The following is a 25,054-nucleotide window of genomic DNA, read 5'->3' on the forward strand; positions in this document are numbered from 1 at the left end:
TCTTCACCCCCGCCCGGTCAAGGTTGACCGGACACGGGCCGATGTCCTCGTGTCGATGGTGACGTGGAACCAGGGAGCTCGTGATGGTGCGCAGGACGGCAGCCGTGGTGGCGGCAGTGGTGGTGGTGGTGGCGGGTGTGGCCGTGGCGCTCACGGTCGGCCGCGGAGACCCGGTGGGCGGCGGAGACCCGGTGGCGAGCGGGCGCACACCGTCGCCGACGTCGTCCCCTGCCAGGACCACGACCACGACCGCGACCGGTCCGCCGCCGCCCGCGACCTCGACGAGGGCCCCCACTAGCGCCGCGACCACCACCCCTGACCCGCGCGGCGCGGACGGGGCCGGGCCGGGCGAGCCCGGGACGTCCACCCCGCCCGGCGCGAACGCAGAGGTGACCGTGTCCTACGCCGGCTGGGACCCCACGACCCAGCGGGTCCAGGTCAACGCCTTCGCCGCCGTGCTCGAGGACGGCGGAACCTGCACCCTGACCCTGAGCGACGCCGCCGGGGCCGATCCCCGCACGGCGACCGCCCCCGCCTCGGCCGACGCGACCACCACGATCTGCGACCAGCTCACGATCGACTCCACCACGATGGCCCCCGGCACCTGGACGGCAACAGTGACCTACTCCTCACCCACCCACCAGGGCCGATCCGCGGGCTCCGACGTGGTCGTGACCCGGTGAGGGCCGCACGACGCGTCCTCGCCGCCCTGCTGTCGGCCGTCACCGCGGGGGGGGTGGTGGTCGTGGTCGGGCTCACCACGGCCCCCGCGGCGACCGCCCTGACCGGGAGCCAGTGGAACGCCGGCAGCATCATCTCCGACAGCGTCTTCTACGACTTCGGCACGATGAACGCCGATCAGGTCCAGGGTTTCCTGAACGACAAGGGCAGCGGGTGTCGCGCCGCCAACGGTCTCGCATGCCTCAAGGACTACGTCCAGGTCCCGCCCAGCCGCACGGCCGAGAACGGGCTGTGTGCCGGGTACACCGCATCGGCGGCCGAGAGCGCCGCGTCGATGGTGGTCAACGTCGCACGGAGCTGCCGGATCAACCCTCGCTCGCTGCTCGTGCTGCTGGAGAAGGAGTCCTCGCTCGTCACGCGGACCACACCGTCGACGACCGCCTACCGCTCGGCCACCGGGTACGGCTGCCCCGACACCGCTGCGTGCGACGCCACCTACTACGGGTTCTTCAACCAGGTCTACATGGCCGCGCGCCAGTTCAAGGTCTACGCGACCAACCCCACCCGGTACGGCTACCAGGCGGGCCGCGTCAACTCGATCCTCTACAACCCCAACACCGGCTGCGGCAGCGGCAGCGTCTACATCGCCAACCAGGCGACCGCCGGGCTTTACACCTACACGCCGTACCAGCCGAACGGGGCCGCCCTGGCCGACCTGTACGGGCCCGGGGACAGCTGCTCGGCGTACGGCAACCGCAACTTCTGGCGCATCTTCTCCGACTGGTTCGGCGACACGCAGACCGGCAGCTACCTGCTCCGGACGGCCGAGGACGCCACCGTCTACCTCGTCAGCGGGCAGAAGCGCTACTCCGTGCCGGACCTCGCGACGCTCAGCACGCTCGCTCCACTGGGCAGCGTCGGCGTCGTGTCGGTGGACTACCTGGCCGGATTCGAGCAGGGGCGGACGCTGGGTCGGTTCGTCAGGGGCCCCGACGGCACCGTGTTCTTCCTGGACGGGTCGGTGCTGCACCCCGTCCAGACCTGCGGGCTGGTGGCCGACTTCGGGGACGACTGCGCCGCGTCCGTGCCGCTCACCAGCACCCAGGTCGCACTGTTCTCCCAGACCAGCGTGCTGACCGGGCTGGTCAGCACGACCTCGGGGAAGACCTTCGTCGTGGGCAGCGGCCGGAAGCGGGAGTCGCTCGACGACGCGGCCCTGACCGCGGCGGGGATGGGCGGCCCCCGGGTGGTGCTGAGCGAGGCGTCGATCGCGACGCTCCCCTACGGTCCGCCCGTCGTACGCGACGACGTCCTGGTCGTGTCCCGCAGCACTGCGGCGGTGTGGCTGACCCACGCGGGTCGGCTGACCCCGGTGCCTGCCTCGATCAACGTCCAGAACGTCTGGTCGCGGTCGCTTGCCGCGGAGCTCCTGGACGCGCAGTCGGTCGCTGCGCTCCCGCAGGACCTTCCGTACACCGGATTCGTCCGCGGCTCGGACCCCTTCACAAGCTACCTCCTGACGCCGACCGGTCGACGCCAGGTCGCCGATCCGGCGGCCTGGTCGGCCACCTTCACCGCGGTCTCGGACACCCTCCTGGCACGGCTCGGGGACGAGGGGGCGCTGACGAGCCCCGGATACCTCCGCGGCGCCTCCGACCCCACCATCGTGCGGATCGCTGGTGCGGTGGCCCGGCCAGTCATTAGCTGGGTGGCGCTCGTCGCGCTCAACGGAGGCACGTTGCCGACGGTCGTCGTCGTCGCGGACGCCGTTGCCGACTCACTGCCGAAGGGCACCCCGTTGCTGCAGCCCGGCGGACTCGTGCTCGACGGGACGGACGGAACGGTGTCCCTGGTCGACGGAACGTCACAGCTCGTCCCTCTGAGCTCCTTCCGTGCAGCTGCCCGGCTCGGCATCGCGACGACCTTCACCGAACCGCCAAGGTCCACGGTGTCGGGCTACCCCCGTGCAGGGGGGCTGTCCAGCCTCGTTCGGTGCGGTACGCAGACCTTCCTCGGGCGTACCGGACCGCTGGACCTCGTCACCAGCCTGGGATCGTCGGCCCTGCCCGTCACCCCGCTTTCCCCGGTGTCCTGCACGCTCCTCGCGCTGCCTCGTGCGAGCGCAGCCGCCATCACCTCGGAGGTCTTCGCCGTGTCCGACGGCGACGCCACCGTGTACCGCGTGACAGCCACCGACAAGCGTCCCGTCACCAGCTGGGCCCGGCTCATCGAGCTGAACAACGGCAGCCCGTCGCCGGTCATCGCCGCACTCGGCCCCGCCCTGCTGGCCACCGTCCCGACGGGGCCGCCGGCCTGAGCCCGATCACCCGATAGCGTCTGCCCCCATGGAGCAGATGACGTGCTGTGTGTGCGACGCCACGATGGACCAGTGCGGCCCGGGGTGGAGGTTCCGCTGTGCCGGCTGCGGAACCTGGGCCTCCCGCTTGAGCGTGGACATCAACGGTGACACCCACAGCGGCCTCGACGAGTCGCTGCGGGAGACCGGCCTTTCCGCGTTGCGGGCGGCGAACAACGCCCGCGTGCTCGACCGCCTGGCCCAGCTCGGCCTGCGAGACGGAGCTCGGGTGCTCGACGTCGGATCTGCCCACGGGTGGTTCGTCAGGGCTGCGGTTGAGCGGGGGTGGCGGGCCGAGGGGCTCGAACCGGACGACGCCATCGCCGCACGGTCCGCCGGGGCGGGCGCGACGGTCCGGCACGGGTTCTTCCCCGATGCGCTCTCCGACGACGAGACCTTCGACGCCATCTGCTTCAACGACGTCCTGGAGCACCTCCCCGACGTCCGGGGGGCCGTCGCGGCCTGCCGACGACACCTGCGCCCCGACGGACTGGTGAGCATCAACATCCCGAGCACCCGTGGGGTCGTGTTCACCCTCGGGCGTTGGATGGACAGGGCAGGCTCCCACCGCCTGTCCGACCGCCTGTGGCAGGTTGGTTTCCCCTCCCCCCACCTGTGGTACTTCGACCCCGTAGGACTGGCGCAGCTGTGTGAGGTCGAGGATCTCGAGCCCGTGCTCGTCGAGAGCCTGCCCAGCGTCGTCCGACGCGGCTTGTGGGAGCGCGCGCACGAGGGCGGTCGGCCCACGCCCCTGACGGTGACCGGCGTGGCCGCCGCGTGGCTGGCGGCACCGCTGCTCAACCACGACCGGACCAGCGACATCATGCACGTGGTGGCCCGCAAGCGGGCGTGACCGTCCTCAGGACTCCGTGGTCACCGGAAACACCCACCGCGCATAGGCGAGGTAGTTCCCAGTGGTCAGGAACGCCACCGCCACCACCTTGCCGAGCAGGTAGCCGACGCCCACGACATCGGCGAGATCCAGCACGGCGAGCGTTGTCACCCAGTTGAACCCCAGCAGCGCTGTGTACCGCAGCACCGAGGTCCTCGTCGCCACCCTGTCGCGAAACGCGAGAGTGCGGTTGAGCCCGTAGTTGACCGTGACACTCGCCCCGTAGCCCACGGTGCCCGCGATCCAGACCGGCGTGCCGAAGCCCTCCCGGAGGAGCAGGAGAAGCCCGAGGTCGGTACCGACGCTGGCCGCGCCCACGACCAGGTACACGGAAAATCGACGAGGAAGGATCGGCACGAGCCCTCCTCGTGACCGAGAGACGACACCCATCGTGATCTCCTCCCGCTCGGCGACTGGACTTCAGCGTGTCATGCCGGCTCGCGGCCCAAGGTTCTCGCGGCTTCGTGGGCTGTTCGTCAGCTGCGTCCTCGACGCCCCTGCTTGCACTCTCGTCCTCAGCGGCACCCGCTGATGAGGAAGAGCTGGCCGACGTCGTTCACCAGGACGGGGGTGAATCCCGGTCCGTTGCCTGCGCCGTAGGTGCCGGTGTACCCCCGCGGGGACGAGGTGAACAATGACGGGTTCAGGCGCAGCACGTGCGTCACTCCTGTTTCTCGCACCGCGCGGCACACCTCGGGGTCAGTGTCGAGGTTGTTGAGGTGGTCGGCCAGGTACTGCGCCGCCGGGGTCCGGGTCCCGGCGAAGTAGGGGAAAAGAACTGCGCGGTCGCCCACCGCCCAGGCCAGGGAGCTCCCGTCCCACGGGTTACCGATGATCAACGCGTCCGTGGGCGTGACCTGGTCCAGCTGCTGCATGAACTCTTGCTCCTGGACGGTCACCAGGTTCGACGCCGACGAGTTCGTGGAGGCCAGAACGAAAGCGTTGCCGGAGATTCCCAGTACGCCAGCGCTGACCGCGAGCACCAGCGCCACCATGGTCGGGGCCGAGGCTCGGGCCGTGCGGCCCGCTCTACCGACGGGTCCGCCGCGGGACCGGCCCAGGCACACGACCAGGGAGTGCAGCCCCTCCACCCCCACCACTGCCAGCACGACCCCCGTCACAGGCACGACCGCGAGCAACCGGTGTCGGTCGTCGTACCAGAAGGCGGCGACCGCGTGGGCAAACGCGCCGTTGCTGCTCGCGGTGAGGACGTCCAGCCCGACGCTGACCAGATGCGCCGCAAGCAGCCAGCGCAGCTCCGGGCGGCACGCGCACCGGAACGCACCGACCAGCACCAGCGCGGAGACCAGGTAGGCCGGTCGAGCACCGTCGGACGTTCCGACCAGGTGCTGCGCCACCCCCTCGGGCGCGCTCACCGTTGCGTCCCAGCGTTGCTGGAGCTGGCGGATCCCTGGCGTCGCGAGCAGCACCGCCCATCCCACCGTGACCACGCCCAGCGTCGCGGCCAGCCCGGCGAGTCCCCGTCGTCGCGCCGCGGTCGACCAGGAGCCTCGGGCGCGCTGGACCCCCTGGACGACCAGCAGGACCGAACCCAGGACGATCCCCGAGATGAGGGCCCCAGGGTGCGCAGAGCCGCACGCCAGTGCAGCGGCACCGGTCGCCAGCCACCCCGTGCGCCGTCCACCCAGCAGGTCGTTCCGGGCGGTGCCCACCGCACTCGTCAGGCAGGCGATCACAGCAGGCAGGAGCGCGACGCCCATGGCGTTCGGCCACAGCACGCCCCAGCTGAGCACGACCCACGGGAAACCGGTGAAGGCCGCGGAGAGGATGGCCGCCAGCCCTAGCAGCACCGGCCGTGGCCCCAGGACCTGCCGGGCCAGGAAGACGCAGCCGAGCGGCCACACGACCACCGCGACCCCCAGGGAGGTGAGGTTGGCCGCAGCAGGAACCGAATCTGCCGACGCAGGGACCACGAGCGACGCGAGTGCGTGCCACAGCGACGGGTAGTACGTCCCCCCGATCATCCCCTGGACGTCGAGCGGGGAGGACGACCCCGTCGTCTGGATGTACCGCAGGACGTTGAGGTGGAACACCCCGTCGTACGTCTGGGAGATCTCGTCGGGCCTGCCCACCCCGAGCCGAAACGTCGTCGTGACCAGGAGAGCCGCGACCGCCCAGCCGCCGAGGACGAACACCCACGTCGAGCGACCGGCAGGAACTCCACCGTGCGGGCGCTCGAGCCGCGCGTCCGCCCGAATCCCGCCGTGGTGCGGTGTGTGGCCACGGAGAGCCAGCACCGCCGCGGCCACTACCGCCGTCGTGGCGGCAAGGGCAGGGAACCCCCACCGCAGGCCGACGACCGGAGCACATAGGGAAGCCACGGCCACCACGGCCAGGCTGATCGGCGGTGCGACGAGCAGCACGGCAAGACCCCTCAGCCGCCACGCCATGCCGATGGCCGCCCCGGGCAGCAGGAGCAGGACCGCGGCGAGCAGCAGGGCGGGGGAGCCCTGGAGCCACGTGATCACAGGGACCGGGGAGGGAGCGAGAACATCCCGGAGAGGCTACGGACCACACGGGCGGGGCGAGCACCGGCCACGCCGGCAGAAGCTCGGCGGTACCTCACGTCCTGGACGAGAGTTCATCTCGTCGTGGGGTGCTGACGGGACAGCCTCACGTGCGGGTCAACGGTGGCCGACACCTGCAGGGAATGCCACCACAGCGCCACCAGCGCCTTCGGCCCAGCGTCGTCGGCAACGGCCCGGGCGGACCTGGTGGCACGACGCAAGGGAGCGGCATATCGGCACCCGGATCTTCGACCACGTCCGCGTCGAGGGGGCGTCGCCCGCTCCTCGCGCTCACCCTCTCGTGCTCACTGGGCTGCTCGGTCTGACGGCCGGCGCCCCCGCCCTGCGCAACCCCCCCTTCCGCCTATCCGGTGGGGCGACGGACGTCGCGTGGCGCTGGTCCGCCGCGCTGGCTGCGGCAGGGACGCTCAGCCGCGACCCGTCGCTCGGCGCGGACATGGATGCCGACGGGCCCTCGGGATGGTCCACGGTCGGGGAGAGCGTGGCCAACGGTGGAACAGCAGACGTGGTCGTGGACGCCTGGATGGCGAGCCCTCCCCACCGGGCGAACATCCTAAACCTCCGGTTCACCGTCATCGGGGTCGGCTCGGTCACCGGTGCGGGCAAGACCTGGAGCATCACGGAGTTCGCGGACGTGGCCGACGCCAGAGCTCCCACCACGACACCCGAGGGAGCTGGACCGGTCACCACGACACCGCTGACGAGTGCCGGCCGGCTGGGCACCGTGTCCCCGTCCGGGGTGCTCGCGGTCAAGCATGGCAGGCTGTTGAGCAGCTGGACAACTGTCGGCACGGGCGTGACGGGCTACGCGCTGGACGGTCTTAGGCTGGGCGTGATCAACAGCGCTGGCGTCGCCGCCGTTAAGGAGGGTGACGTGAGCGCGCCGTGGGTCCTGGTGCCGTCTGGGGTCAGCCAGCTGGCCATGGCGGCCACCCGGCTCGCCGTGGTGACGAACGGCACCGTGATCGCAAAGGACGGTCCGCTGACGGTCCCATGGGTCGTCCTCACCTCAGCGGACTCCGTCACGATGTGGGGCAACCGCATCGGGGTGCTGAGCGGCAGGCAGGTGCTGCTCACGGAAGGCTTCTCCGGGCGCCGGGCCGTCCTGGCGACGCCGGGCGTTCAAGCGCTCGCACTGTCCGACAACCGGGTCGGCATCGTCGCGGGGTCGACGATCAGCGTGAAGGAAGGGGGCCTGGACGCCGGCTGGGTCGGGGTTTTCGACGGCGTTCAGCTGACCCTCTCGTCCTGAGGCCACCACGGAGCGAAGGGCCCTGCACCGGGACGTTGGTATCCTTCGTCGTCGTGACCTCTGCACCGTGGGACCTCGTCGTCGTCGGCTCCGGCTTCTTCGGCCTCACCATCGCCGAGCGGACCGCGACGCAGCTGGGCAAGAAGGTGCTGGTGCTCGACCGCCGCCACCACATCGGCGGCAACGCCTACTCCGAGCCGGAGCCCGAGACGGGCATCGAGATCCACAAGTACGGCGCGCACCTGTTCCACACGTCGAACGAGCGGGTCTGGGAGTACGTCAACCAGTTCACCTCGTTCACGGGCTACCAGCACCGGGTGTTCACCGTCCACGACGACAAGACCTACTCGATGCCGGTGAACCTGGCCACGATGTGCGCCTACTTCGGTCGCGCCCTCACCCCGGACCAGGCCCGCGGGCTCGTGGCGGAGCAGGCCGCGGAGATCGACGGCAAGGAGGCCGCGAACTTCGAGGAGAAGGCGGTCTCGCTCGTCGGCCGCCCGCTCTACGAGGCCTTCTTCAAGGGCTACACCGCCAAGCAGTGGCAGACCGACCCCACCGAGCTGCCCGCGGCCATCATCAGTCGTCTGCCGGTCCGGTACACCTTCGACAACCGCTACTTCAACGACACCCACGAGGGCCTGCCCACCCACGGCTACACGGCCTGGATCGAGGCGATGGCCGACCAGCCCGGCATCGAGGTGCGTCTGGACACCGACTGGTTCGACGTGCGCGACGAGGTGCTCGCCGCCAACCCCGGCGTCCCCGTTGTCTACACCGGACCGCTGGACGCCTACTTCGGCAACGTCGAGGGCGAGCTGGGGTGGCGCACGCTGGACTTCGAGCAGGAGGTGCTGGCCACCGGCGACCACCAGGGGACCCCGGTGATGAACTACGCCGACGCCGACGTCCCGTTCACCCGCATCCACGAGTTCCGGCACTTCCACCCGGAGCGGGACTACCCGACTGACAAGACGGTCATCATGCGGGAGTTCAGCCGCTTCGCGGAGCCGGGCGACGAGCCGTACTACCCGATCAACACCGCCGAGGACCGGGCGAAGGTGACCGCGTACCGCGAGCTGGCCAAGCGGGAGACCGCCGACCGCAACGTCCTGTTCGGTGGTCGGCTCGGCACCTACCAGTACCTGGACATGCACATGGCGATCAGCAGCGCGCTGTCGATGTACGACAACAGGATCGCCCCCTACTTCACCGAGGGTCGGCCACTTGCCGGCTCGCTGGAGGACTGAACACCGATGACCGCCACGACGAGCACGATGGTTGCCCAGCGAGGCCTCTTCGGGGGGCCCTCCCCGCTGGTCTCCGACGACATGTACTGCCTGGTCGAGCGCGGGATCGCGCACCGCAGCCGGACCCGGGTGCAGCTCGAGCCGGATGCACGGGTCAGCACCAACACCTACTTCGGCCGCCTGCCCGCGAGTTACTGGCAACGCTGGACCGCGGTCACCGAGGTCACCGTCTCGGCCACCGTCGCCGGGCGGGGCCGCGTGGCCGTCGTGGCCTCCGACGTCGAGGGCGAGACCCGCACGGTGAGCAGTGCAGCCGTCGACGGCGACGGGACGCTCCGCCTCGCGGCGAGCATTGATCACTTCGTGGACGGTGGCGCCCTGTGGGTGGAGGTCACCAGCACCACCGAGCGCCTCGTCCTGGAGGACCTCACGTGGTCGGTCGACGCGCCCGCCGAGCACCGGCCCGCCTCCGTCGTCATCTGCACCTTCAACCGGGCCGACGACTGCGTGGCCACGCTCGCCGCGATGGCCGAGGACGGAACCGCGCTGGCCGGCGTGGAGACGGTGTACGTGGTCGACCAGGGCACCGACCGGGTGGAGTCCCGCGAGGGCTTCGCGCGCGTCTCCGCCCTGCTCGGGGACAAGCTCCGCTACATCACCCAGCCCAACCTCGGTGGCGCGGGTGGCTTCACCCGTGGACTGTTCGAGGTGACCGACCAGACCGGCTCCGAGCACGCAAACGTCATCTTCATGGACGATGACGTGCTCTGCGAGCCCGAGACGGTGCTGCGCCTCAACGCCTTCGCCAACAAGACGGTCGAGCCCGCGATCATCGGCGGGCAGATGCTGTACCTCCTGCACCCCGAGCAGCTGCACGTCGGTGCCGAGCGCGCGGACCTGCCGACGCTGGCTGCGGGGATCGCCACCCCCCGGGCGCTGCACGACATCGACGTGACCGAGAACCACCAGGACGAGCGGGTCGACGGCGCGTACAACGGTTGGTGGACCTGCCTCATACCCGCCGAGATCGTGCAGAAGATCGGCTTCCCGCTGCCTCTGTTCTTCCAGTGGGACGACATCGAGTACGGCTACCGCGCCCGTGCAGCCGGCCACGCGACGGTGACCCTGCCCGGCGCCGGGGTCTGGCACGCCGACTTCGCCTGGAAGGACTGGGACGACTGGCACCGGTACTTCAACATCCGCAACGCCATGGTCACCGCGGCCCTGCACAGCGACTTCAACGGCAAGCAGGTCGCCAAGGGTCTCCGAGCGCAGCTCACCCGCTACCTGCTTTCCATGCAGTACGGGTTGGCGGCGACGATGATCCGCGCCGTGGAGGACTTCCTCGAGGGCCCGGAGCTCCTGCACGACGGCGGACAGGCCGCCGCCGGCGCTATCCGCAAGGAGCGCGCCGGCTACCCGGAGACCGTCCGGCACCCGGCCTCGGCGGTGCCGGGTCTGCGGGCGGCCGACATGTCCATCGTCGTCGCACCCCCGGCGCCGAGCCTCAAGCGCGTGATCCTCGTCAAGCGGATCCTGGACCAGGCCCTAGGCCGCACCCAGGCGACCACCGTCGCCATCCCCGCGGCTGAGGCCCACTGGTGGCACGTCTCGAAGTTCGACCAGGCCGTGGTGACCGACGCCTCCCAGGAGGGCGTACGGCTACGCCGTCGCGACCCCGGGGTGGCGAAGGAGCTGCTGGTTCGCGGGATCAAGGTGTGCCGTCGGCTCAGCGTCGAGGCGCCGCAGCTGCAGGCGAGGTACCAGGCGGCCATGCCGCAGCTCACCAGCCGGGAGAACTGGGCCCGCCTCTACGGCAGGTCCTGAGGACGTCCCCCGCGCTCAGGCCCGGGGGACGCTGGTGATCTCCACGACGAGCTGCTCGTTGTCGAAGGTGTACCCGAGGTAGGCGAACTCGACCCCGGTCCGCTCGACGAACTCGGTCCACGCCCTGTGCTCGCCGCCCTGCCAACCCGGGTAGTTGAAGTACTCGTCGAAGACCACGATCGAGCCAGCCACCAGTCGGGGGCCCACGTGCTCGAACACGGTGACCGCCGCGCTGTAGAGGTCAGCGTCGACGTGCAGCAGGGCGACGGGCCCGGGGTGCGCCGCGAGGAACTCGGGCAGCGTGTCCTCGAACAGGCCCACCACGAGCTCAGCGCCCGGCACGTCCGGCAGCGACTCCTGGGAGAAGGCACCCGTCGGGAACCCTGTGCGCCAGTCCTCGGGCAGACCGGTGAAGACGTCGAACCCGTGGACACCGCGACCCGGCAGGCTCTCGACGATGATCCGCAGCGTCGCCCCGGTGGCCACGCCGAACTCGAGCGCAAGCCCGTCGACGGCCACCCGGCCGGCGCCGAACCGCAACGTGTCGTACGGGTGCGGGAACGACGGCGCCGTGGGCATCCGGTGGAGGATGAACGCCTCGCTCTCAGCCGCTGCGCGGACCTCGGCGGCGAAGAAGAGGTCCCTGCGCTGCCGCCACTCGAGATCGACGATGGCCTTGGCCAGGAGATCCCTCGCGGCGGCCGCCTCCTCGCGGCAGCGGACGACCTCGGCGACCAGCTGGTCGCGCACCCCGAGCAGCTCTGCGCGATCAGCGTCACGACGCTCGTCGAGCACTTCACGCACGGCGTTCTGAACCTTGGTGTGCGCGGATTCGCGCAGGCGCCGCAGCATCGGTGTCTCCTCGATCGGGTGACAGGGTCGGGGACCGCCACCCCGTGTTCACGGGCGGGGTCACGGTGTGGTCGTGGAGCAGTGTGACACCACCCCGCACCGGGCCCTCAGGACCACCAGCGCTCGAGAACCTGCGCCACGCCGTCCTGGGTGTTCGGGGGGGCCACCTCGTCGGCCACGGCCAGCGCGTCAGGGTGCGCGTTGCCCATGGCCACCCCGAGCCCGGCCCAGCGCAGCATGGGGACGTCGTTGGGCATGTCCCCGAAGGCCACCACGTGCGACGCGGGCACGGCGAGGGTGTGAGCCACCGCCGAGAGGCCGCTGGCCTTGGTGACGCCGGGCGCGGCCAGCTCGACGAGCCCGTTGTCGGTGGACCAGGTGAGGTCCACCAGCCCGTCCAGCTCGACCCGCAGCGCCGCGGCCATCGAGCCGCTCGTCATCTCCGGGTGCCGGACGAGGAGCTTGACCGCGGGCTCGGCCAGCACCAGGTGGTCCTCCACCTCCACGTCGTCGGGGTTGAGCCAGGCGTGCACGTACCCCGGCGCAGCGACGAACTGCGGGGTGGCGTCGTCGTGCGCGCTGCGCCCGACCCGCTCGGCGGCCAGCCCGCAGCCCGGCAGCAGGCGCTCGGCCACGTCGGCCACCTCGCGGAGCAGCTCGACGGGGAGCAGCTGGGCGCTGACCACCTCGTCGGTGGCCGGGTCGTAGAGCACCGCGCCGTTGGCGCACACCGCCATCGGCGCGAACCCGAGCTGGTCCACCACCGGCGCGATCCACCGGGGCGGGCGGCCGGTGACCAGCACGAACGGCACGCCCCGGGCGCGCACGGCCTCGATCGCGGCGCGGGTCCGGGGGCTCACCCGGTCGGTGCCGTCGAGCAGCGTTCCGTCGACGTCGCTGGCCACGAGCTGGGGGGGCTGCACGCCCGACATCCTGCCCGCTACCGTCGGTTCCCATGCGAGTGGGAGTGGTGCTGCTGCCCCAGGCCCGGTGGGCGCTGGCCCGGGAGCAGTGGCAGCGGGTCGAGGCCCTGGGCTTCGACCACGCCTGGACCTACGACCACCTGGCCTGGCGCTCGCTGGCCGACGAGGCGTGGTTCGGCACCGTGCCGCTGCTGGCCGCTGCCGCGGTGGCCACGGAGCGGGTGCGCCTGGGCACCTGGGTGGCCTCGCCGAACTTCCGGCACCCGGTGACGTTCGCCAAGGAGCTGATGACCCTGGACGACCTCTCCGACGGCCGCTTCACCCTGGGCGTGGGCGCGGGCGGCACGGGGTTCGACGCCACGGTGCTCGGGGGTGCGGTGTTGTCTCCGCGCGAGCGGGTGGACCGGCTGGCGGAGTTCGTGGGCCTGCTCGACGAGCTGCTGCGCGAGCCGGTGACCACCGTGCACGGGGCGCGGTACTCCGCCGTGGACGCCCGGATGCTCCCCGGGTGCCTCCAGCGGCCCCGGCTGCCCTTCGTGGTCGCCGCCAACGGACCGCGCGCGATGCGGGTGGCCGTCGCGCACGGGGCCGGCTGGGCCACCACGGGCCCGGAGGGCGTCACCGGCGAGCAGTGGTGGAGCGCGGTGGCCGGGCTGGTGGGGCGGCTGGAGGACACCGAGGTCGACGGTCGGAGCGGCACGGGGCTCGAGCGGTACCTCAACCTGGACTCCGGCGGGGTGTACGCGCTGAGCTCGGTGGAGGCCTTCCGCGACCAGGTGGGGCGGGCGGACGAGCTCGGGTTCACCGACGTGGTGGTCCACCACCCGCGGACCGAGGGCGTCTACGCCGGACGCGTCGAGGTCCTCGAGGCCGTGGCCGCCGAGCTCTAGCCCGCCGCGCCGCGGCCACGTGGAACCTCGTGGCCGTCCGAGCCGTGCCTGGGCGGCCACGTGGAACCTCGTGGCCGCGAGCCGTACCGGTCAGCCGTGCTTGCGCCCGTCCATCTTCGCCCGGCGGGCGGCCACCTTGCCGCGGGTGTCGGCGCGGTCCAGGGTCACCACCTCGTCGGGCGTCGGCGCGCTGCCGCCCATCGACGCCGGCACCCACGGCGCACCCGCGGGGTGACCATCGGGGTAGTCCGCCCGCACCCGGTCGAGCTGGGTCTGCATCCGGTCCTTGACCAGGTTCGTCAGCTCCAGCGCCGAGCCCGTCGCCTCGATCGGGGCGCCGATGTCCACCGAGATCGGGGTGCCGGTACGTCCGAGGTGCTTGGGCGCCCGCTTGGTCCACACCCGCTGCGAGCCCCAGATGACCGTGGGCAGGATCGGCACCCCGGCCTCCAGGGCCATCCGTGCGGCCCCGGACTTGAACGCCTTGAGCTCGAAGCTGGAGCTGATGGTGGCCTCGGGGAACACGCCCACCACCTCGCCGTCGCGCAGCGCCTGCACGGCCACGTCGAACGCGCCGGCGCCGGCGGCGCGGTCCACCGGGATGTGGTGCATGCCACGCATGAGCGGGCCGCCCACCGGGTGGGCGAACACCTCGGCCTTGGCCATGAACCGGACGTACCGGCCCCGGGGCTTCGCCGCGAAGCCGGCGTAGGTGAAGTCGAAGAAGCCGATGTGGTTCATCACCACCAGCGCGCCCCCGCTGCGCGGGACGTTCTCGGTGCCCGTGAGCCGGAACTTCAGCCCCTGGACCCGGAACATGGTGCGGGCGATCGCGATGACGGTTGAGTACACGGGCTCCACGCAGGTGAGGCTAGTGGTTGGGTGCCCCGGGCCGGGCCCGCCTACCCTGGACCGGTACAGGCGGGTCTTCAGGAGGGTGTCGGAGTGCAGGTCACGAGCATCGGTCACGCGGGGTTCCACGTGCGGACGGCGGCGGGGAGCGTGCTGTGCGACCCGTGGGTGAACCCGGCGTACTTCGCCTCCTGGTTCCCGTTCCCGGACAACACGACCCTGGACTGGGACGCGCTCGGGGCCTGCGACTACCTCTACGTCTCCCACCTCCACAAGGACCACTTCGACCCGGCGCTGCTGGCCGCGCACGTCAACAAGGACGCCACCGTCCTGCTGCCGGACTACCCCGTGCCGGACCTGCGTCGCGAGCTCGAGGCGCTGGGCTTCCACGACTTCCTCGAGACCACCACCGAGACCAAGCACCGCGTCACCGGGCGCGACGGCAACGTGCTCGACCTCATGATCATCGCGCTGCGCTCCCCCGCCGACGGGCCGATCGGCGACTCCGCGCTGGTGCTCGACGACGGCGAGACCGTCCTGTTCAACATGAACGACGCCCGCCCCGTGGACCTGGACCTGCTGGAGCGCGAGTTCGGCCGCGTCGACGTGCACGCCCTGCAGTTCTCCGGCGCCATCTGGTACCCGATGGTCTACGACCTGCCCGAGCGGGCCAAGGTCGCCTTCGGCACCCAGAAGCGGCAGCGGCAGATGGACCGGGCCCGGCGCTACGTGGAGCAGGTCGGCGCGACGTGGGTGATCCCGTCCGCGGGCCCGCCGGCGTTCCTCGACGACGAGCTGCGCTACCTCAACGACGACCGTGGCGATCCCTCGAACATCTTCCCGGACCAGACGGTGTTCCTGGACCAGATGCGACGCAACGGGGCCGAGCAGGGCCTGCTGATGCTGCCCGGCTCGACCGCCGACTGTCACGGGTCCGCCGAGCCCGTGCTGACCCACGCGATCGACCCCGCGTCGGTGTTCGGGAACGGGGACGACGGGGTCAAGGCCGCCTACGTCGAGGCCTTCGCCCAGCGCCAGCGTCCGGTGGTCGCCGCGGCCAAGGCGTCCTGGGCGCCGGCGGAGGGGGAGCCCCTGCTGGCCCCGCTGAAGGCCCTGTTCGAGCCCCTCATGGCCCAGGCGGACGCGATCAGCACGGGCATCGGTGGCCCGGTGGTCCTCGAGCTCGGGGCGGAGATGGTGGTGCTGGACTTCGCCACGCGCACGGTGCGCGCCGGGGTCGAGGGCGAGAAGTCCCGCTACGGGTTCGCGATCCCGCCGGAGCTCGTCCGCACGGTGCTCCGCGACGGCGAGCACGACTGGGTCAACTCGATCTTCCTGTCCACCCGGTTCCGCGCCTGGCGGGTGGGGGGATACAACGAGTTCCTCTACACGTTCTTCAAGTGCCTCACCGACGAGCGGATGGCCTACGCGGACGGCTGGTTCGCCGAGCAGCACGACGACGGCGCCGAGATCGTGCTCGAGGGCTGGAGGGTCCAGAAACGCTGCCCGCACCTCAAGGCGGACCTCTCCCGGTTCGGGGTGGTCGAGGGCACGACGATGACCTGCCAGCTGCACGGCTGGCAGTGGAACCTGGAGGACGGGACCTGCCTCACCAGCGCCGGGCACGAGCTGCGGGTCGAGAAGGCGTAGCCGGGGGTCGGTCAGCCGCGGGCCAGCGCTCCGGCCAGCACCGTCGCGAACAGCTCGTCCACCTCGGTCCCGGCGGCCCGGGCCATCACCGCGACCACGCTGGTGCGGGCGAAGGAGCAGTACAGCCCGGCCTCCAGGAACCACGGCTGCCCGTCCGGGTCGATGCGGAAGTCGAACAGGCTGTAGTCCCGGCAGCCCAGGGCCCGGTGGCAGGCCTTCGCTGCGGCCCACACCGCCTCGGTGATCGGGTCGGACGGGTCGACGACCCAGGCGTGCGCGGCGTCCTTGGCCACCAGCCCCAGCCCCGCGGACCCCGAGCTGATCTTGTCCTCGTGCAGGCGCACCGGCTTGTGCTCGCCCACGGCGTACTCCTCCAGCGGCAGGCCGACGAGCTCGCCGTCGCGGTCCACGATGCCGCAGCGGACCTCACGGCCGAGCTCGACGTAGCGCTCCACGAGCACCTCGTCGGACTCGGCGAACGCCGCCTCGAGCGCGGCCGGGTACTCCTCGGCGCTGCGCACCAGGGCCAGGCCGAGCGAGTTGTCGGTGTCCACCGGCTTGACGACGACGGGCGGGGCGAGGGCGGGCCGGTCGCCGCGACGCAGCAGCTGCCCCTCGGGCACCCGGACCCCCGCCGACGCGACCACCGCCCGGGCCCGCGCCTTGTGCGCCCCCAGGGCCATGACGTCCGCGGGGTTGCCCAGCAGCGGGATGCCCAGCAGCTCGACCAGGGAGCGGTACGTCGTCATGCCGGGGATGCAGAACATCTGCGGCACAACGGCGTCGACACCCAGGGCCACGATCCGCTCGACGGCCTCGGACAGCGGTAGGGCCGGAGCCGCCGCGAGGGCCGTCGGGGTGAGCCCGTCCGGGAAGCACCACCGACCGTCGGGGCTGACGTGGGCGACGAGGTGGACGTACCGCGCGGGGTCGTCGAGCGCGGCGAGCGCGTCCGCGGCGTAGAGCCGGGAGAGGTCGGCGTAGAACTCGCTGGCGGCGGAACCCACCAGGTGCAGGATGCGCTGCATCAATCCCCCCCGGGCTCGACCAGCTTGCCGATGTTGACGTCGATCTTGAGCCAGCTCCCCCCGCGGCGCAGGTTCTGCACCAGCAGCCAGGGGATGTGCACGTGGTGGACCATGAGGAACGGCAGCGGGTCGTCGAGGGAGAAGATGGCGTCCTTGCCGGCCAGGATGGTCCGCAGGCGCGCGCGGCGGGTGCCCGGCTGCGTCGCCAGCCGCCACACCTCCTGGTAGAGCCAGTAGGTGGGCAGGCTGCCCGGCAGCGGGGTGATCGGCCCCACCCCGTCCTCCAGGTACGCCCGGGCGAGGTCCGGGTGGTCGTGGAACATCGTGATCGCCGAGTGGGTCCGTGGGTTGCACTCGATGGCGACGACCTCCCCGGAGGCCTCCTCGATGACGTCGAACGAGAGCTGCCCCGTCACCCCCGTCGCGCGGCAGAACGTCCGCACCCACTCCTCGATCGCAGGCTTGTCCACCTCGGCGTAGTTCAGCTGGGAGGCCGAGGACTCGCAGCACGCCCACACCTGGACCTCGCCGCCCCGGACGGTGCCGTGGGTGCAGTACTCCTGCCCGGTGACGAGCTCCTGCAGGATCCAGGGGTTGTCCTCGGAGATGGGCAGCGAGGCGGCGAAGGCCAGGGTCTGCGCCGGGGTCGGACGGGGCAGCGGCGTGAGGTCGAGGCGGCGCACCGGGTCGTAGGCGATGCTCTTGAGGATGTAGGTGAGCCCCGTGGCGGCGAAGTCGAAGGCGGCGACCTGGGCGGGGGCGGTGACCCGGTGCGTCTCGGGCACGCGCAGACCGAGCGAGGCGGCCAGCGCGGCGAACCGGTCCTTGTCGTCCACGTCCCGCAGCTCGTCCGGGTCGAGGTGGACGACCTCGCAGAACGGGCTCAGCGCCGCCTTGGCCACGGCGTCGTGGTAGCTGGCCACCGGGCTGCAGACCGGGACGTAGACGTCCACACCCTCGGCCCGCACGATGTCCAGCAGCGCCTGCGTGTACCCCGCTGCGTCCGGCGCGGGCACCACGTGGAAGCGGTCGACCGCCCGGGAGAAGCGGTGCCCGGTGAGCCGGTAGGTGCCCTGCTCGACCAGCACCACCCGGTGCCCGGCGGCGTGGAAGGACCGCGCCAGCTGCAGGGCCTTGGTCATCTTCCCACCGCTGACCAGGACGGTGCGCGGCTCGGCGGCCACCTGCCGGGCGGGCGGGCGCACGGCCGAGCGCAGCAGGGCGGCCCCGGTGACCAGCAGGTTCACTGGGGCCACCGCGGTCAGCAGCCCCAGCATCCCCACGGTGCGGGCCGCGTCGCGCACGGTCACACCCGGCGCAGGATCGTGAGCCCGTCCCGCACCGGCAGCAGCGCCTGCTCCACGCGCGGATCGTCGGCGACGGCGCGGTTGAACGCCGCGACCGCGTCCCCGTTGGGGGTGGACCCGCACCAGGGCTGGCCCTGCATCAGCGTGTTGTCCACGCAGACCACCCCGTGCTCGGTGAGCAGGTCACCGTCCAGCACCTGCTGCAGGTAGCCGAGGTAGCCGCCCTTGTCCGCGTCGAGGAACACCAGGTCGAAGCGCTCACCCGCCGCCGCGAGCTCGGCCAGGGTGTCCGCCGCCGGGGCCACCCGGACAGTGATCTTGTGACCGTCCGGGGAGGCGTCGAAGCACTCACGGGCGATGCCCGCCACGTGCGCGTCCACCTCGCAGGCCACGACCGTGCCGTCCGCGGGCAGCGCCTCGGCCATCGCCAGCGAGGAGTACCCGGTGAACATCCCGACGTCCAGCACGCGTCGGGCCCGCCCCAGGTGCACGAGCAGCTTCAGCGCCTGGCCCTCCACGTGGCCCGAGAGCATCTCCTGCTCGAGCTGCGGGGCGGATCCGTGGTCGCCCCAGTCCTCGGCCGCGGTACGGGCGGCCAGTGCCCGCAGGGCCGGGGACTCCGGGGTGGTGCACGCGCTGACGTAGGGGTCCAGCCCGCCGGCGAGGGCGCTCGCCCGCCGCAGGCGCGCCCGCAGGTCCTCGCCCACCCCGTCCGTCGCGTCGAGGCGGGCGCTGATCTCGGCCAGCTCCGCCGCCAGGATCCCCACCGGGGTCACCGGACGGGTGGTGGTGGAGACCGTCACGCGGGGACCGGATCGACGGCGTGCTCGGGGGTCATGAACATGTCCACGCCATCACCCCCGCGCGGGTACGAGCGGCAGATCTCCTTGTGCGCCGCCAGGGTCTGCTCCAGCTCGTCCCTGGTCAGGTCGTTGAGGAAGTCGCAGCTGCCGATCGGGTGCGGCACCGCGCAGCGCTGCTGGCCGTCCCGGGTGCGGATGATCGACTCGGTGGCCCGCCAGACGAGCTCCGGGGTGAAGTACGGGCTGTCCATCGACAGGCCCAGGCCGCTCATGAGCGTGTGGATGCGGTCGCGGTCCGCGGCGGAGATCAGTCCCCGGCGCTCCGCCAGCGTGGCCGAGAACGCCATGTCGATGGTGATGCCGTGGCCGTGGAACATCGGCACGTCCGGGGTGAGCTCCAGGGTGGGGCTCCAGGTGTGGCCGTAGGCGATGACGCGGTCCAGCATCAGCTCGTGCAGGTTGGGCACCTCGAGCTCGAGCATGGTGTCGATGGCCTGCCAGGTGATGGTGTTGCCCGCCGCGACCAGCTCCGGGGTCCCGTCGAGGTGACCGAAGCGGGTGCGAAGCAGGTCCTGACCGTGCTCCTCGAGCAGCTCGAAGACCTGCTGGTTAGCGACGACGGCGATCTTGATGAGCTCCGCCATGCCGTTGCGGACCTGGTCCTCGGGCAGCGTGGCCAGGAACCCGAAGTCCAGGATGACCTTCTGCGACGCGTGGTAGGCGCCGAGGCGGTTCTTCAGCTTGCCGTGGTTGGCCCCGACCTTGATCGACACGCTCGCGTCGATGAGCCCGATCAGCGTGGTGGGGACCCGGATGTAGTTGGTCTTGCGCTTGTAGGTGGAGCAGGCGAAGCCCGCGACGTCGGTGACGAGCCCCCCGCCGACCACCAGCACCGGCTCCTTGCGGACCAGCCCGAAGTCGGAGAAGGCGTCGACGATCTGCTCGAGGGTCCGCAGCGTCTTGCCGGTCTCCTTGATGGTGACCAGGGAGACGGTCAGCTCGATCTCGTGGTGGGCGAAGTACGCCTGGATCTGGTCGCCGTAGAGGCGGTACACGGCGTCGTCGATCACCATCAGGCAACGACCCCAGGACCGGTAGCTGTCGGCGATCTCAGTGCTCCCGAGGGCGAAGGCGCCCGTCGAGTACAGCAGGTCGAACTCGATCTTCTCGTAGCCCTCGACGTGGAACGAGGTCTCCGTCGCGGTGTAGGTCGCCTGCACGCTCATGGGGTTCTCCTGGGGTCTGGGGGACGGGGTTGCCGGACGAGCTCAGAGCAGGGGGGAGAGCTCGCTGAGGTCGATCCGGTCGACGACGTGGTGCGCGCGGGCGAAGTCGTGCCCGGCGGTGTTCTCGTTGGGGAAGGCGACGCAGTCCACGCCGGCGGCCACCGCGGACGCGACACCGCCCACGTTGTCCTCGATGGCGACGCAGTGCTCGGCCTGCTCGCCCAGCTGCTCCAGCGCGAAGGCGTAGACGGCACCGTCCGGCTTCGGTGTGCTGACCTGCGAGGAGGTGACCACCAGGTCGAAGTCGGCGACACCGAGCGCGTCACCCAGGCCGGTCAGCAGCGCGGCCACGTTCTCCGGCGACGTCGTGGTGACCAGCGCGACGGACACACCCTGCTCGCGGGCGGCGCGGACGGTCTCCGCCACTCCCGGACGGGGCTCGATGCCGTTGTCCACCAGCGACTTCTGGAACAGTGCGGACTTGCTCGCGTGGACCGCGGCGGCGTCGACGGTCTGACCGGTGGACCGGGCCTGCTCGGCGATGCGCCGCTCGCCGCCGTTGCTGGTGAGCAGCTCCCGGTAGTCCTCGCGGCTCCAGGTCCAGTCCAGCCCGTGCTCGGCGAAGGCCTGGTTGAACGCCTGGCGCTGCAGCTCGGAGGTGTCCGCGAGCGTGCTGATCGAGCCGAACAGGAGGGCTGGCACAGGAGGGTTCCGTCCGTCGGTGGGGTGGTGCCGGACCAGGGGCCCGGGCCGGGCGGCACGCGGCGCTGGGCCGCACTGAACCGCGGAGCTGGCGATCGTCGGACACGGCACGTCCACACCGGACAGTCCATGGTGGACGGTCCGGCAGGGCTCGTGGTGTGCTCGGTGGAAGTGTGCGGGACACCCGCGGAGCCCGCACGTCGAGAAGGGGTCCAGCGAGGTCAGGATCGGGCAGCGGCCGCCCGGGTGGGTCCGCCGGCGACCATGCCGCGGTGCATGACCCGGTCCCCGACCACCCCGGAGTGGTCGGCCTTGTGCAGCACGCAGGCGTTGTCCCACATCACCACGTCGCCCGGCGACCAGGCGTGCCGGACGGTGTTGTCCTCGCGGGTGGAGTGGTCGAACAGCTCGCGGACCACCTCCGCCGACTCCGCCGCCGACATCCCACTCACGGCCACGCAGCGGGCTGGGGTCGACAGGAACAGGGTCGTGCGCCCCGACACGGGGTGGGCCCGGAACACGGGGTGCTCCGCGGAGGTCTCGTCGTCCTCGGTCAGGTCCAGGCCCGTCACCACGTGTGTGATCGTGCGACCCTCGAGCCGTTCACGGAGCTCCGGCCGCAGCGTCTCGTAGGCCCGGTACTGGTCGGTGAACACCGTCTCGCCGCCCTCGGCCGGGACCGTGACGGCCCGCAGCGCGGTGTAGGCGGGTGGGCGGCCGAGGTAGCTGGAGTCCACGTGGAACGTGCTGCGCGGCGGGGTGGTGCGGCCGACGTTGCTGACGACGTTGAGGTCGGGGAAGCCGTCGACCGGGGTCTCCCCCGTCGTGAAGGTCAGCTCGCCGAACCGCTGCAGGAGCTCGACGAACTGGCCGTCGTCGAGGGTCTGGTCGGGCAGGACGACGACACCGTGGGTGGCCATCAGGTCCGTCAGCCCGGCCACCTCGGCGGGACCGACGTCCTCGAGCCGGACGTCGGTGACGGTGACACCCAGGGGGTGCGAGGCACTCGTGCGCATCGCCGGAGGCTAGCGCCGGGCGGACCCGTCGGCTCGGCGAGATCGGGGGTGCCGTGGCCGGGAGGAACCCCCTCGTGGTCGGCCCGCCGGGCGGACCTCACGTCGTACCGCTCGGCGTGGGGCGTGGGTGAGGTGGCCCTCCTCGTGGCCGCGTGCGCGGCTCCGGCTGCTGCGCTGAGACCGACGGGCCCGACCACGACGTGCGGTCGGGCTGGTCGGTGAGGTCAGCGGCCGTTGCCGACGCCCTGCTGGAAGTCGTTGTTGCACTGGTCGATCGCGGTCTGGTTCCCGTTCGCGTCGTTCACGCAGCTGATCAGGTTGCCGCCACCGCTGCCGAAGAAGGCCGCCGCGCCCAGCGCGACCAGCAGGATCGAGAGCAGGGCACCGATGACACCGGTGATGATCCCCGCGAGGGCGACGCCGCCGTTGGTCGCCTCCCCCCGCGTGGCCCGCTTGCGCCCGACGATGCCCAGCACCAGCGCCACGATGCCCAGGACCACACCGCCCACGACCGTGATGCTCGTGACGATGGCCAGGATCCCCAGCACCAGAGCCGCGACGCCCAGCCCGTTGCGGGCGGGCCCGGTCGGCTGGCCGTAGCCCTGCTGGCCCCCGCCGAGGGCTGCTGCTGGCCACCGTAGGGCTGCTGCTGACCGTAGCCGGGTTGGGCGCTGGGGTCGTTGTTCGAGTCGTACGAGGGCATCGACACGGGGGTTCTCCGTCCAAGGGCGCTGCAACCCGCAGCACGTCGCCGCGGGCTGCCGACCGTACTGATCGGGCGAACCGGGCACGGCACGAATGGTCCGGCGGTGTCCGAACCGTGACCTCGGTCGTCGTGCTGGCGAGCCAAGCGGGCCTGGCCGGCGGCGCTCGCGTCAGCTGATGCCCACGGTCTCGGCGAGGAACCCGGTCAGGCTGCGCGCGTAGGTGTCGGTGAGGTGGTTGTCCCGGTACACCAGGACGTTGCCGACCACGGCCGGGCAGGTGTCCCCCGTGCACACGCGATCGGTCGGGTCGACCACCCGCACGCCCTCCATGCCTCGCGCCGCGAGAACTAGCGGATCGGGTCCGTCACCGGTCCCGTCCAGCCGACTCGTAGTGCAGCGGTCCGAGCTGGGGCCGTTCTGCTCGACGCACTCAGGCACCGAGGCGGGGGCGGGCAGCGGAGTGTCAGCGACGACCACCAGCGGGATCCCGGCGTCCACGAGCGGCTGCCACATCTGCTGGTAGCCGCGCGCCATCTCCTCCGGCGAGCTCCAGGTCCAGCCGAGGTCGCGGGCGTACCCGCGCTCGGACAGTGCCGAGGTCACCACCAGGGCGGGCCGCTCAGCGAGGATGAGGTCGCGCAGGCGCAGGTTCTGGTCCGAGCACGAGGCGACCGGGCCGCCCCCGTCGTTCGGGCCGATCGCCGTGAACGGACACCCGTTGCGCACCATGACCTGCATCGACCACGCCGCCCGGTCAGCCGCACCGATGAGCGGGGTGCTGTACTGCGCCGCGTGCGAGTCGCCCACCAGGACAGCCCGACGGGCGGCGCCGGCTGCTCCGTACACACAGGCAGACATCGGGTCGTCCGCCGCGCTCACGTCCTTCTCGATGCAGCCGTCGGCGTTCACGACCGGCAGGTCCGAGGTCGCCACTGCCGGGTCGGGCACGACGGCCACGCCCGTCGGCACCGGCCGTGGGTCCACGGGGTCCAGGGCCAGCGCACCCGGGTGGTCGGCGTCGAGCACGCCGCTGGCCGCGAGGTTGCCGATCCGGTGCTGGGCGTAGACCCACGGCCCGGACGCCGCGAGCAGTGACACCGCCACCATGAGGATGCCCAGCCGGAACGCAGGCAGCTGGAACCGCAGGGAGCTCGGCACCGGTCCGTCGGGCACGGTGGGGGGCGCGGGCGTACGTGACGGAAACGGTTCTCCACCGTCCGGGCCGACCACGCCGCCGCCACGAGGCTCAGCGCCAGCACCATCACCACGCCGAGGTCATCAGGACTCTCACGGTCGCTCGCGGCCAGGTAGAAGACCAGCACCGGCCAGTGCCACAGGTACAGGCTGTAGGAGATGTCGCCGATCCAGGTGGCGGGGCGGACCGAGAGCAGCGCCCCCACCGAGCCGGGTGCTGACGCGCCCGTCGCCGCCGAGCCCGAGAACAGCACCATCGCCGTCCCCATCGTGGGCAGCAGAGCGATCCACCCCGGGAAGGCCGAGGACGTCGTGAAGGTCAGCGCCGCGCCCAGCACCAGGGCCAGGCCTGCCCAGCCGAGGACGATCCGCGCGACACCCGGCACCCACGGCCGCACCGGGGCCATCGCGAGCGCACCGCCGAGCACCAGCTCCCACATGCGCGTGGTGGTGACGAAGTAGGCCTGCGCGGGGTCGGACCACGAGTGCAGCACGGAGTAGACGAAGGAGGTCGCCCCGAGCAGCAGCACGGCCCCCACCGCCGCCCGTGGGGCCGGGACCCGCTTGTTCCTCGCCGCAAGAGCTACCGCCAGGACCATGACCACCGGGGTGACGAGGTAGAACTGCTCCTCCACGGCGAGCGACCAGTAGTGCTGAAGGGGCGAGACCGCCTGAGTTGCCGCTGCGTAGTCGGTCGAGCCGTAGGCCAGCGCCCAGTTCTGCACCTGCAGCGCCGACGCGGCGACGTCGAGCGCGACCGGCCGCCAGCGGGACACCGGCAGCAGCAGGACGGTGAGGACGACGGTCGCGACGAGGACCACGGTCGCCGCGGGCACCAGCCGACGCACCCGCCGCGCGTAGAACGCAGGCAGGTCGATCCGACCGGTGCGCACGACCTCGCGGTGCAGCGTGCCGATGATGAGGTACCCGGAGATGACGAAGAAGACGTCGACCCCGACGAAGCCGCCGGAGAGCCGGTCCGGCAGGAGGTGGTAGACGATCACCAGTCCCACCGCGAGGGCGCGCAGGCCCTGGATGTCGGTGCGCTGGGGCACCGCGGGAGAGGCAGGGCCGGAGGGGCGCCCGACCTCGACGGC

Annotated in this window: 22 protein-coding genes; 8 read left to right on the plus strand and 14 right to left on the minus strand. The window is 71.7% G+C overall.

Features of this window, described 5'->3' with window-relative positions; all coding sequences use genetic code 11:
* The first annotated feature begins 83 nt into the window (after positions 1 to 83).
* The 3 genes from RHODO2019_RS15690 to RHODO2019_RS15700 all read left to right on the plus strand — a co-directional run bounded on the left by RHODO2019_RS15690 (position 84) and on the right by RHODO2019_RS15700 (position 3,890).
* Positions 84 to 683 carry a hypothetical protein gene (locus tag RHODO2019_RS15690; RefSeq protein WP_265382654.1) on the plus strand — a complete coding sequence of 200 codons (600 nt, stop codon included), beginning with the start codon at positions 84 to 86 and terminating at the stop codon, positions 681 to 683.
* Positions 680 to 2,998: a hypothetical protein gene (locus tag RHODO2019_RS15695; protein ID WP_265382655.1), complete on the plus strand. Its 2,319-nt coding sequence runs from the start codon at positions 680 to 682 to the stop codon at positions 2,996 to 2,998. The genes RHODO2019_RS15690 and RHODO2019_RS15695 overlap by 4 nt, the downstream gene beginning before the upstream one ends.
* 133 nt (positions 2,999 to 3,131) lie before the next feature.
* Positions 3,132 to 3,890, plus strand: a complete 759-nt coding sequence (locus RHODO2019_RS15700) for a class I SAM-dependent methyltransferase (RefSeq protein ID WP_265382656.1) — start codon at positions 3,132 to 3,134, stop codon at positions 3,888 to 3,890.
* Between the two features lie 6 nt (positions 3,891 to 3,896).
* Here RHODO2019_RS15700 and RHODO2019_RS15705 read toward each other — a convergent pair whose 3' ends face one another.
* Positions 3,897 to 4,286, minus strand: coding sequence for a GtrA family protein (locus RHODO2019_RS15705; protein ID WP_265382657.1), 390 nt, complete (start codon positions 4,284 to 4,286; stop codon positions 3,897 to 3,899).
* 158 nt (positions 4,287 to 4,444) lie between these two features.
* Positions 4,445 to 6,418: a DUF6541 family protein gene (locus tag RHODO2019_RS15710; protein ID WP_265382658.1), complete on the minus strand. Its 1,974-nt coding sequence runs from the start codon at positions 6,416 to 6,418 to the stop codon at positions 4,445 to 4,447.
* Between the two features lie 340 nt (positions 6,419 to 6,758).
* Here RHODO2019_RS15710 and RHODO2019_RS15715 point away from each other — a divergent pair, with 340 nt between their 5' ends.
* The 3 genes from RHODO2019_RS15715 to RHODO2019_RS15725 are packed head-to-tail and all read left to right on the plus strand — an operon-like array spanning position 6,759 to position 10,807.
* Complete coding sequence (locus RHODO2019_RS15715) at positions 6,759 to 7,730, plus strand: CAP domain-containing protein (RefSeq protein WP_265382659.1); 972 nt, start codon at positions 6,759 to 6,761, stop codon at positions 7,728 to 7,730.
* Between the two features lie 53 nt (positions 7,731 to 7,783).
* On the plus strand, positions 7,784 to 8,980 hold the full coding sequence (gene glf, locus RHODO2019_RS15720) for a UDP-galactopyranose mutase (protein WP_265382660.1): 1,197 nt from the start codon (positions 7,784 to 7,786) through the stop codon (positions 8,978 to 8,980).
* 6 nt (positions 8,981 to 8,986) lie between these two features.
* On the plus strand, positions 8,987 to 10,807 hold the full coding sequence (locus RHODO2019_RS15725; RefSeq protein WP_265382661.1) for a glycosyltransferase: 1,821 nt from the start codon (positions 8,987 to 8,989) through the stop codon (positions 10,805 to 10,807).
* 15 nt (positions 10,808 to 10,822) lie between these two features.
* On the opposite strand, the gene RHODO2019_RS15730 is transcribed toward RHODO2019_RS15725, so the two are convergent.
* Together RHODO2019_RS15730 and RHODO2019_RS15735 are read right to left on the minus strand one after the other, a co-directional pair.
* Positions 10,823 to 11,659, minus strand: coding sequence for a class I SAM-dependent methyltransferase (locus RHODO2019_RS15730; RefSeq protein WP_265382662.1), 837 nt, complete (start codon positions 11,657 to 11,659; stop codon positions 10,823 to 10,825).
* A gap of 107 nt (positions 11,660 to 11,766) precedes the next feature.
* Positions 11,767 to 12,591 carry an HAD family hydrolase gene (locus RHODO2019_RS15735; protein ID WP_435532132.1) on the minus strand — a complete coding sequence of 275 codons (825 nt, stop codon included), beginning with the start codon at positions 12,589 to 12,591 and terminating at the stop codon, positions 11,767 to 11,769.
* Between the two features lie 23 nt (positions 12,592 to 12,614).
* Here RHODO2019_RS15735 and RHODO2019_RS15740 point away from each other — a divergent pair, with 23 nt between their 5' ends.
* Positions 12,615 to 13,472, plus strand: coding sequence for an LLM class flavin-dependent oxidoreductase (locus tag RHODO2019_RS15740; protein WP_265382664.1), 858 nt, complete (start codon positions 12,615 to 12,617; stop codon positions 13,470 to 13,472).
* 90 nt (positions 13,473 to 13,562) lie between these two features.
* On the opposite strand, the gene RHODO2019_RS15745 is transcribed toward RHODO2019_RS15740, so the two are convergent.
* Positions 13,563 to 14,333: a lysophospholipid acyltransferase family protein gene (locus RHODO2019_RS15745; protein ID WP_265382665.1), complete on the minus strand. Its 771-nt coding sequence runs from the start codon at positions 14,331 to 14,333 to the stop codon at positions 13,563 to 13,565.
* An 84-nt stretch (positions 14,334 to 14,417) separates the two neighbouring features.
* Here RHODO2019_RS15745 and RHODO2019_RS15750 point away from each other — a divergent pair, with 84 nt between their 5' ends.
* Positions 14,418 to 15,974, plus strand: a complete 1,557-nt coding sequence (locus RHODO2019_RS15750) for an MBL fold metallo-hydrolase (RefSeq protein WP_265382666.1) — start codon at positions 14,418 to 14,420, stop codon at positions 15,972 to 15,974.
* 11 nt (positions 15,975 to 15,985) lie between these two features.
* On the opposite strand, the gene RHODO2019_RS15755 is transcribed toward RHODO2019_RS15750, so the two are convergent.
* The 9 genes from RHODO2019_RS15755 to RHODO2019_RS15795 all read right to left on the minus strand — a co-directional run bounded on the left by RHODO2019_RS15755 (position 15,986) and on the right by RHODO2019_RS15795 (position 25,012).
* Complete coding sequence (locus RHODO2019_RS15755) at positions 15,986 to 17,002, minus strand: D-alanine--D-alanine ligase family protein (protein WP_265382667.1); 1,017 nt, start codon at positions 17,000 to 17,002, stop codon at positions 15,986 to 15,988.
* A complete protein-coding gene (locus RHODO2019_RS15760; protein ID WP_265382668.1) occupies positions 17,002 to 18,306 on the minus strand; it encodes an ATP-grasp domain-containing protein in 1,305 nt (434 codons plus the stop codon). Before RHODO2019_RS15760 ends, RHODO2019_RS15755 begins: the two co-directional genes overlap by 1 nt.
* 2 nt (positions 18,307 to 18,308) lie before the next feature.
* Positions 18,309 to 19,112: an O-methyltransferase gene (locus RHODO2019_RS15765; protein ID WP_265382669.1), complete on the minus strand. Its 804-nt coding sequence runs from the start codon at positions 19,110 to 19,112 to the stop codon at positions 18,309 to 18,311.
* Positions 19,109 to 20,338 carry a sedoheptulose 7-phosphate cyclase gene (locus RHODO2019_RS15770; RefSeq protein WP_265382670.1) on the minus strand — a complete coding sequence of 410 codons (1,230 nt, stop codon included), beginning with the start codon at positions 20,336 to 20,338 and terminating at the stop codon, positions 19,109 to 19,111. Before RHODO2019_RS15770 ends, RHODO2019_RS15765 begins: the two co-directional genes overlap by 4 nt.
* A 42-nt stretch (positions 20,339 to 20,380) precedes the next feature.
* Entirely contained in the window at positions 20,381 to 21,040 is a 660-nt protein-coding gene (locus RHODO2019_RS15775; RefSeq protein ID WP_265382671.1) for an HAD family hydrolase, read from the minus strand.
* A 221-nt stretch (positions 21,041 to 21,261) separates the two neighbouring features.
* Positions 21,262 to 22,056: a TauD/TfdA dioxygenase family protein gene (locus tag RHODO2019_RS15780; protein WP_265382672.1), complete on the minus strand. Its 795-nt coding sequence runs from the start codon at positions 22,054 to 22,056 to the stop codon at positions 21,262 to 21,264.
* Positions 22,057 to 22,280: 224 nt separating this feature from the next.
* Positions 22,281 to 22,604 (minus strand): DUF4190 domain-containing protein, encoded by a 324-nt coding sequence (locus RHODO2019_RS15785; RefSeq protein ID WP_265382673.1) that lies wholly within the window; start codon positions 22,602 to 22,604, stop codon positions 22,281 to 22,283.
* Between the two features lie 327 nt (positions 22,605 to 22,931).
* The gene (locus RHODO2019_RS15790; protein WP_265382674.1) at positions 22,932 to 23,711 is read right to left on the minus strand and encodes an SGNH hydrolase domain-containing protein; all 780 of its coding nucleotides are present in this window, start codon (positions 23,709 to 23,711) and stop codon (positions 22,932 to 22,934) included.
* Positions 23,669 to 25,012 carry an acyltransferase family protein gene (locus RHODO2019_RS15795; protein ID WP_265382675.1) on the minus strand — a complete coding sequence of 448 codons (1,344 nt, stop codon included), beginning with the start codon at positions 25,010 to 25,012 and terminating at the stop codon, positions 23,669 to 23,671. Before RHODO2019_RS15795 ends, RHODO2019_RS15790 begins: the two co-directional genes overlap by 43 nt.
* Positions 25,013 to 25,054 lie beyond the last annotated feature (42 nt).

Origin of the sequence: Rhodococcus antarcticus, assembly GCF_026153295.1 — a bacterium.
Classification (GTDB): domain Bacteria; phylum Actinomycetota; class Actinomycetes; order Mycobacteriales; family Mycobacteriaceae; genus Rhodococcus_D; species Rhodococcus_D antarcticus.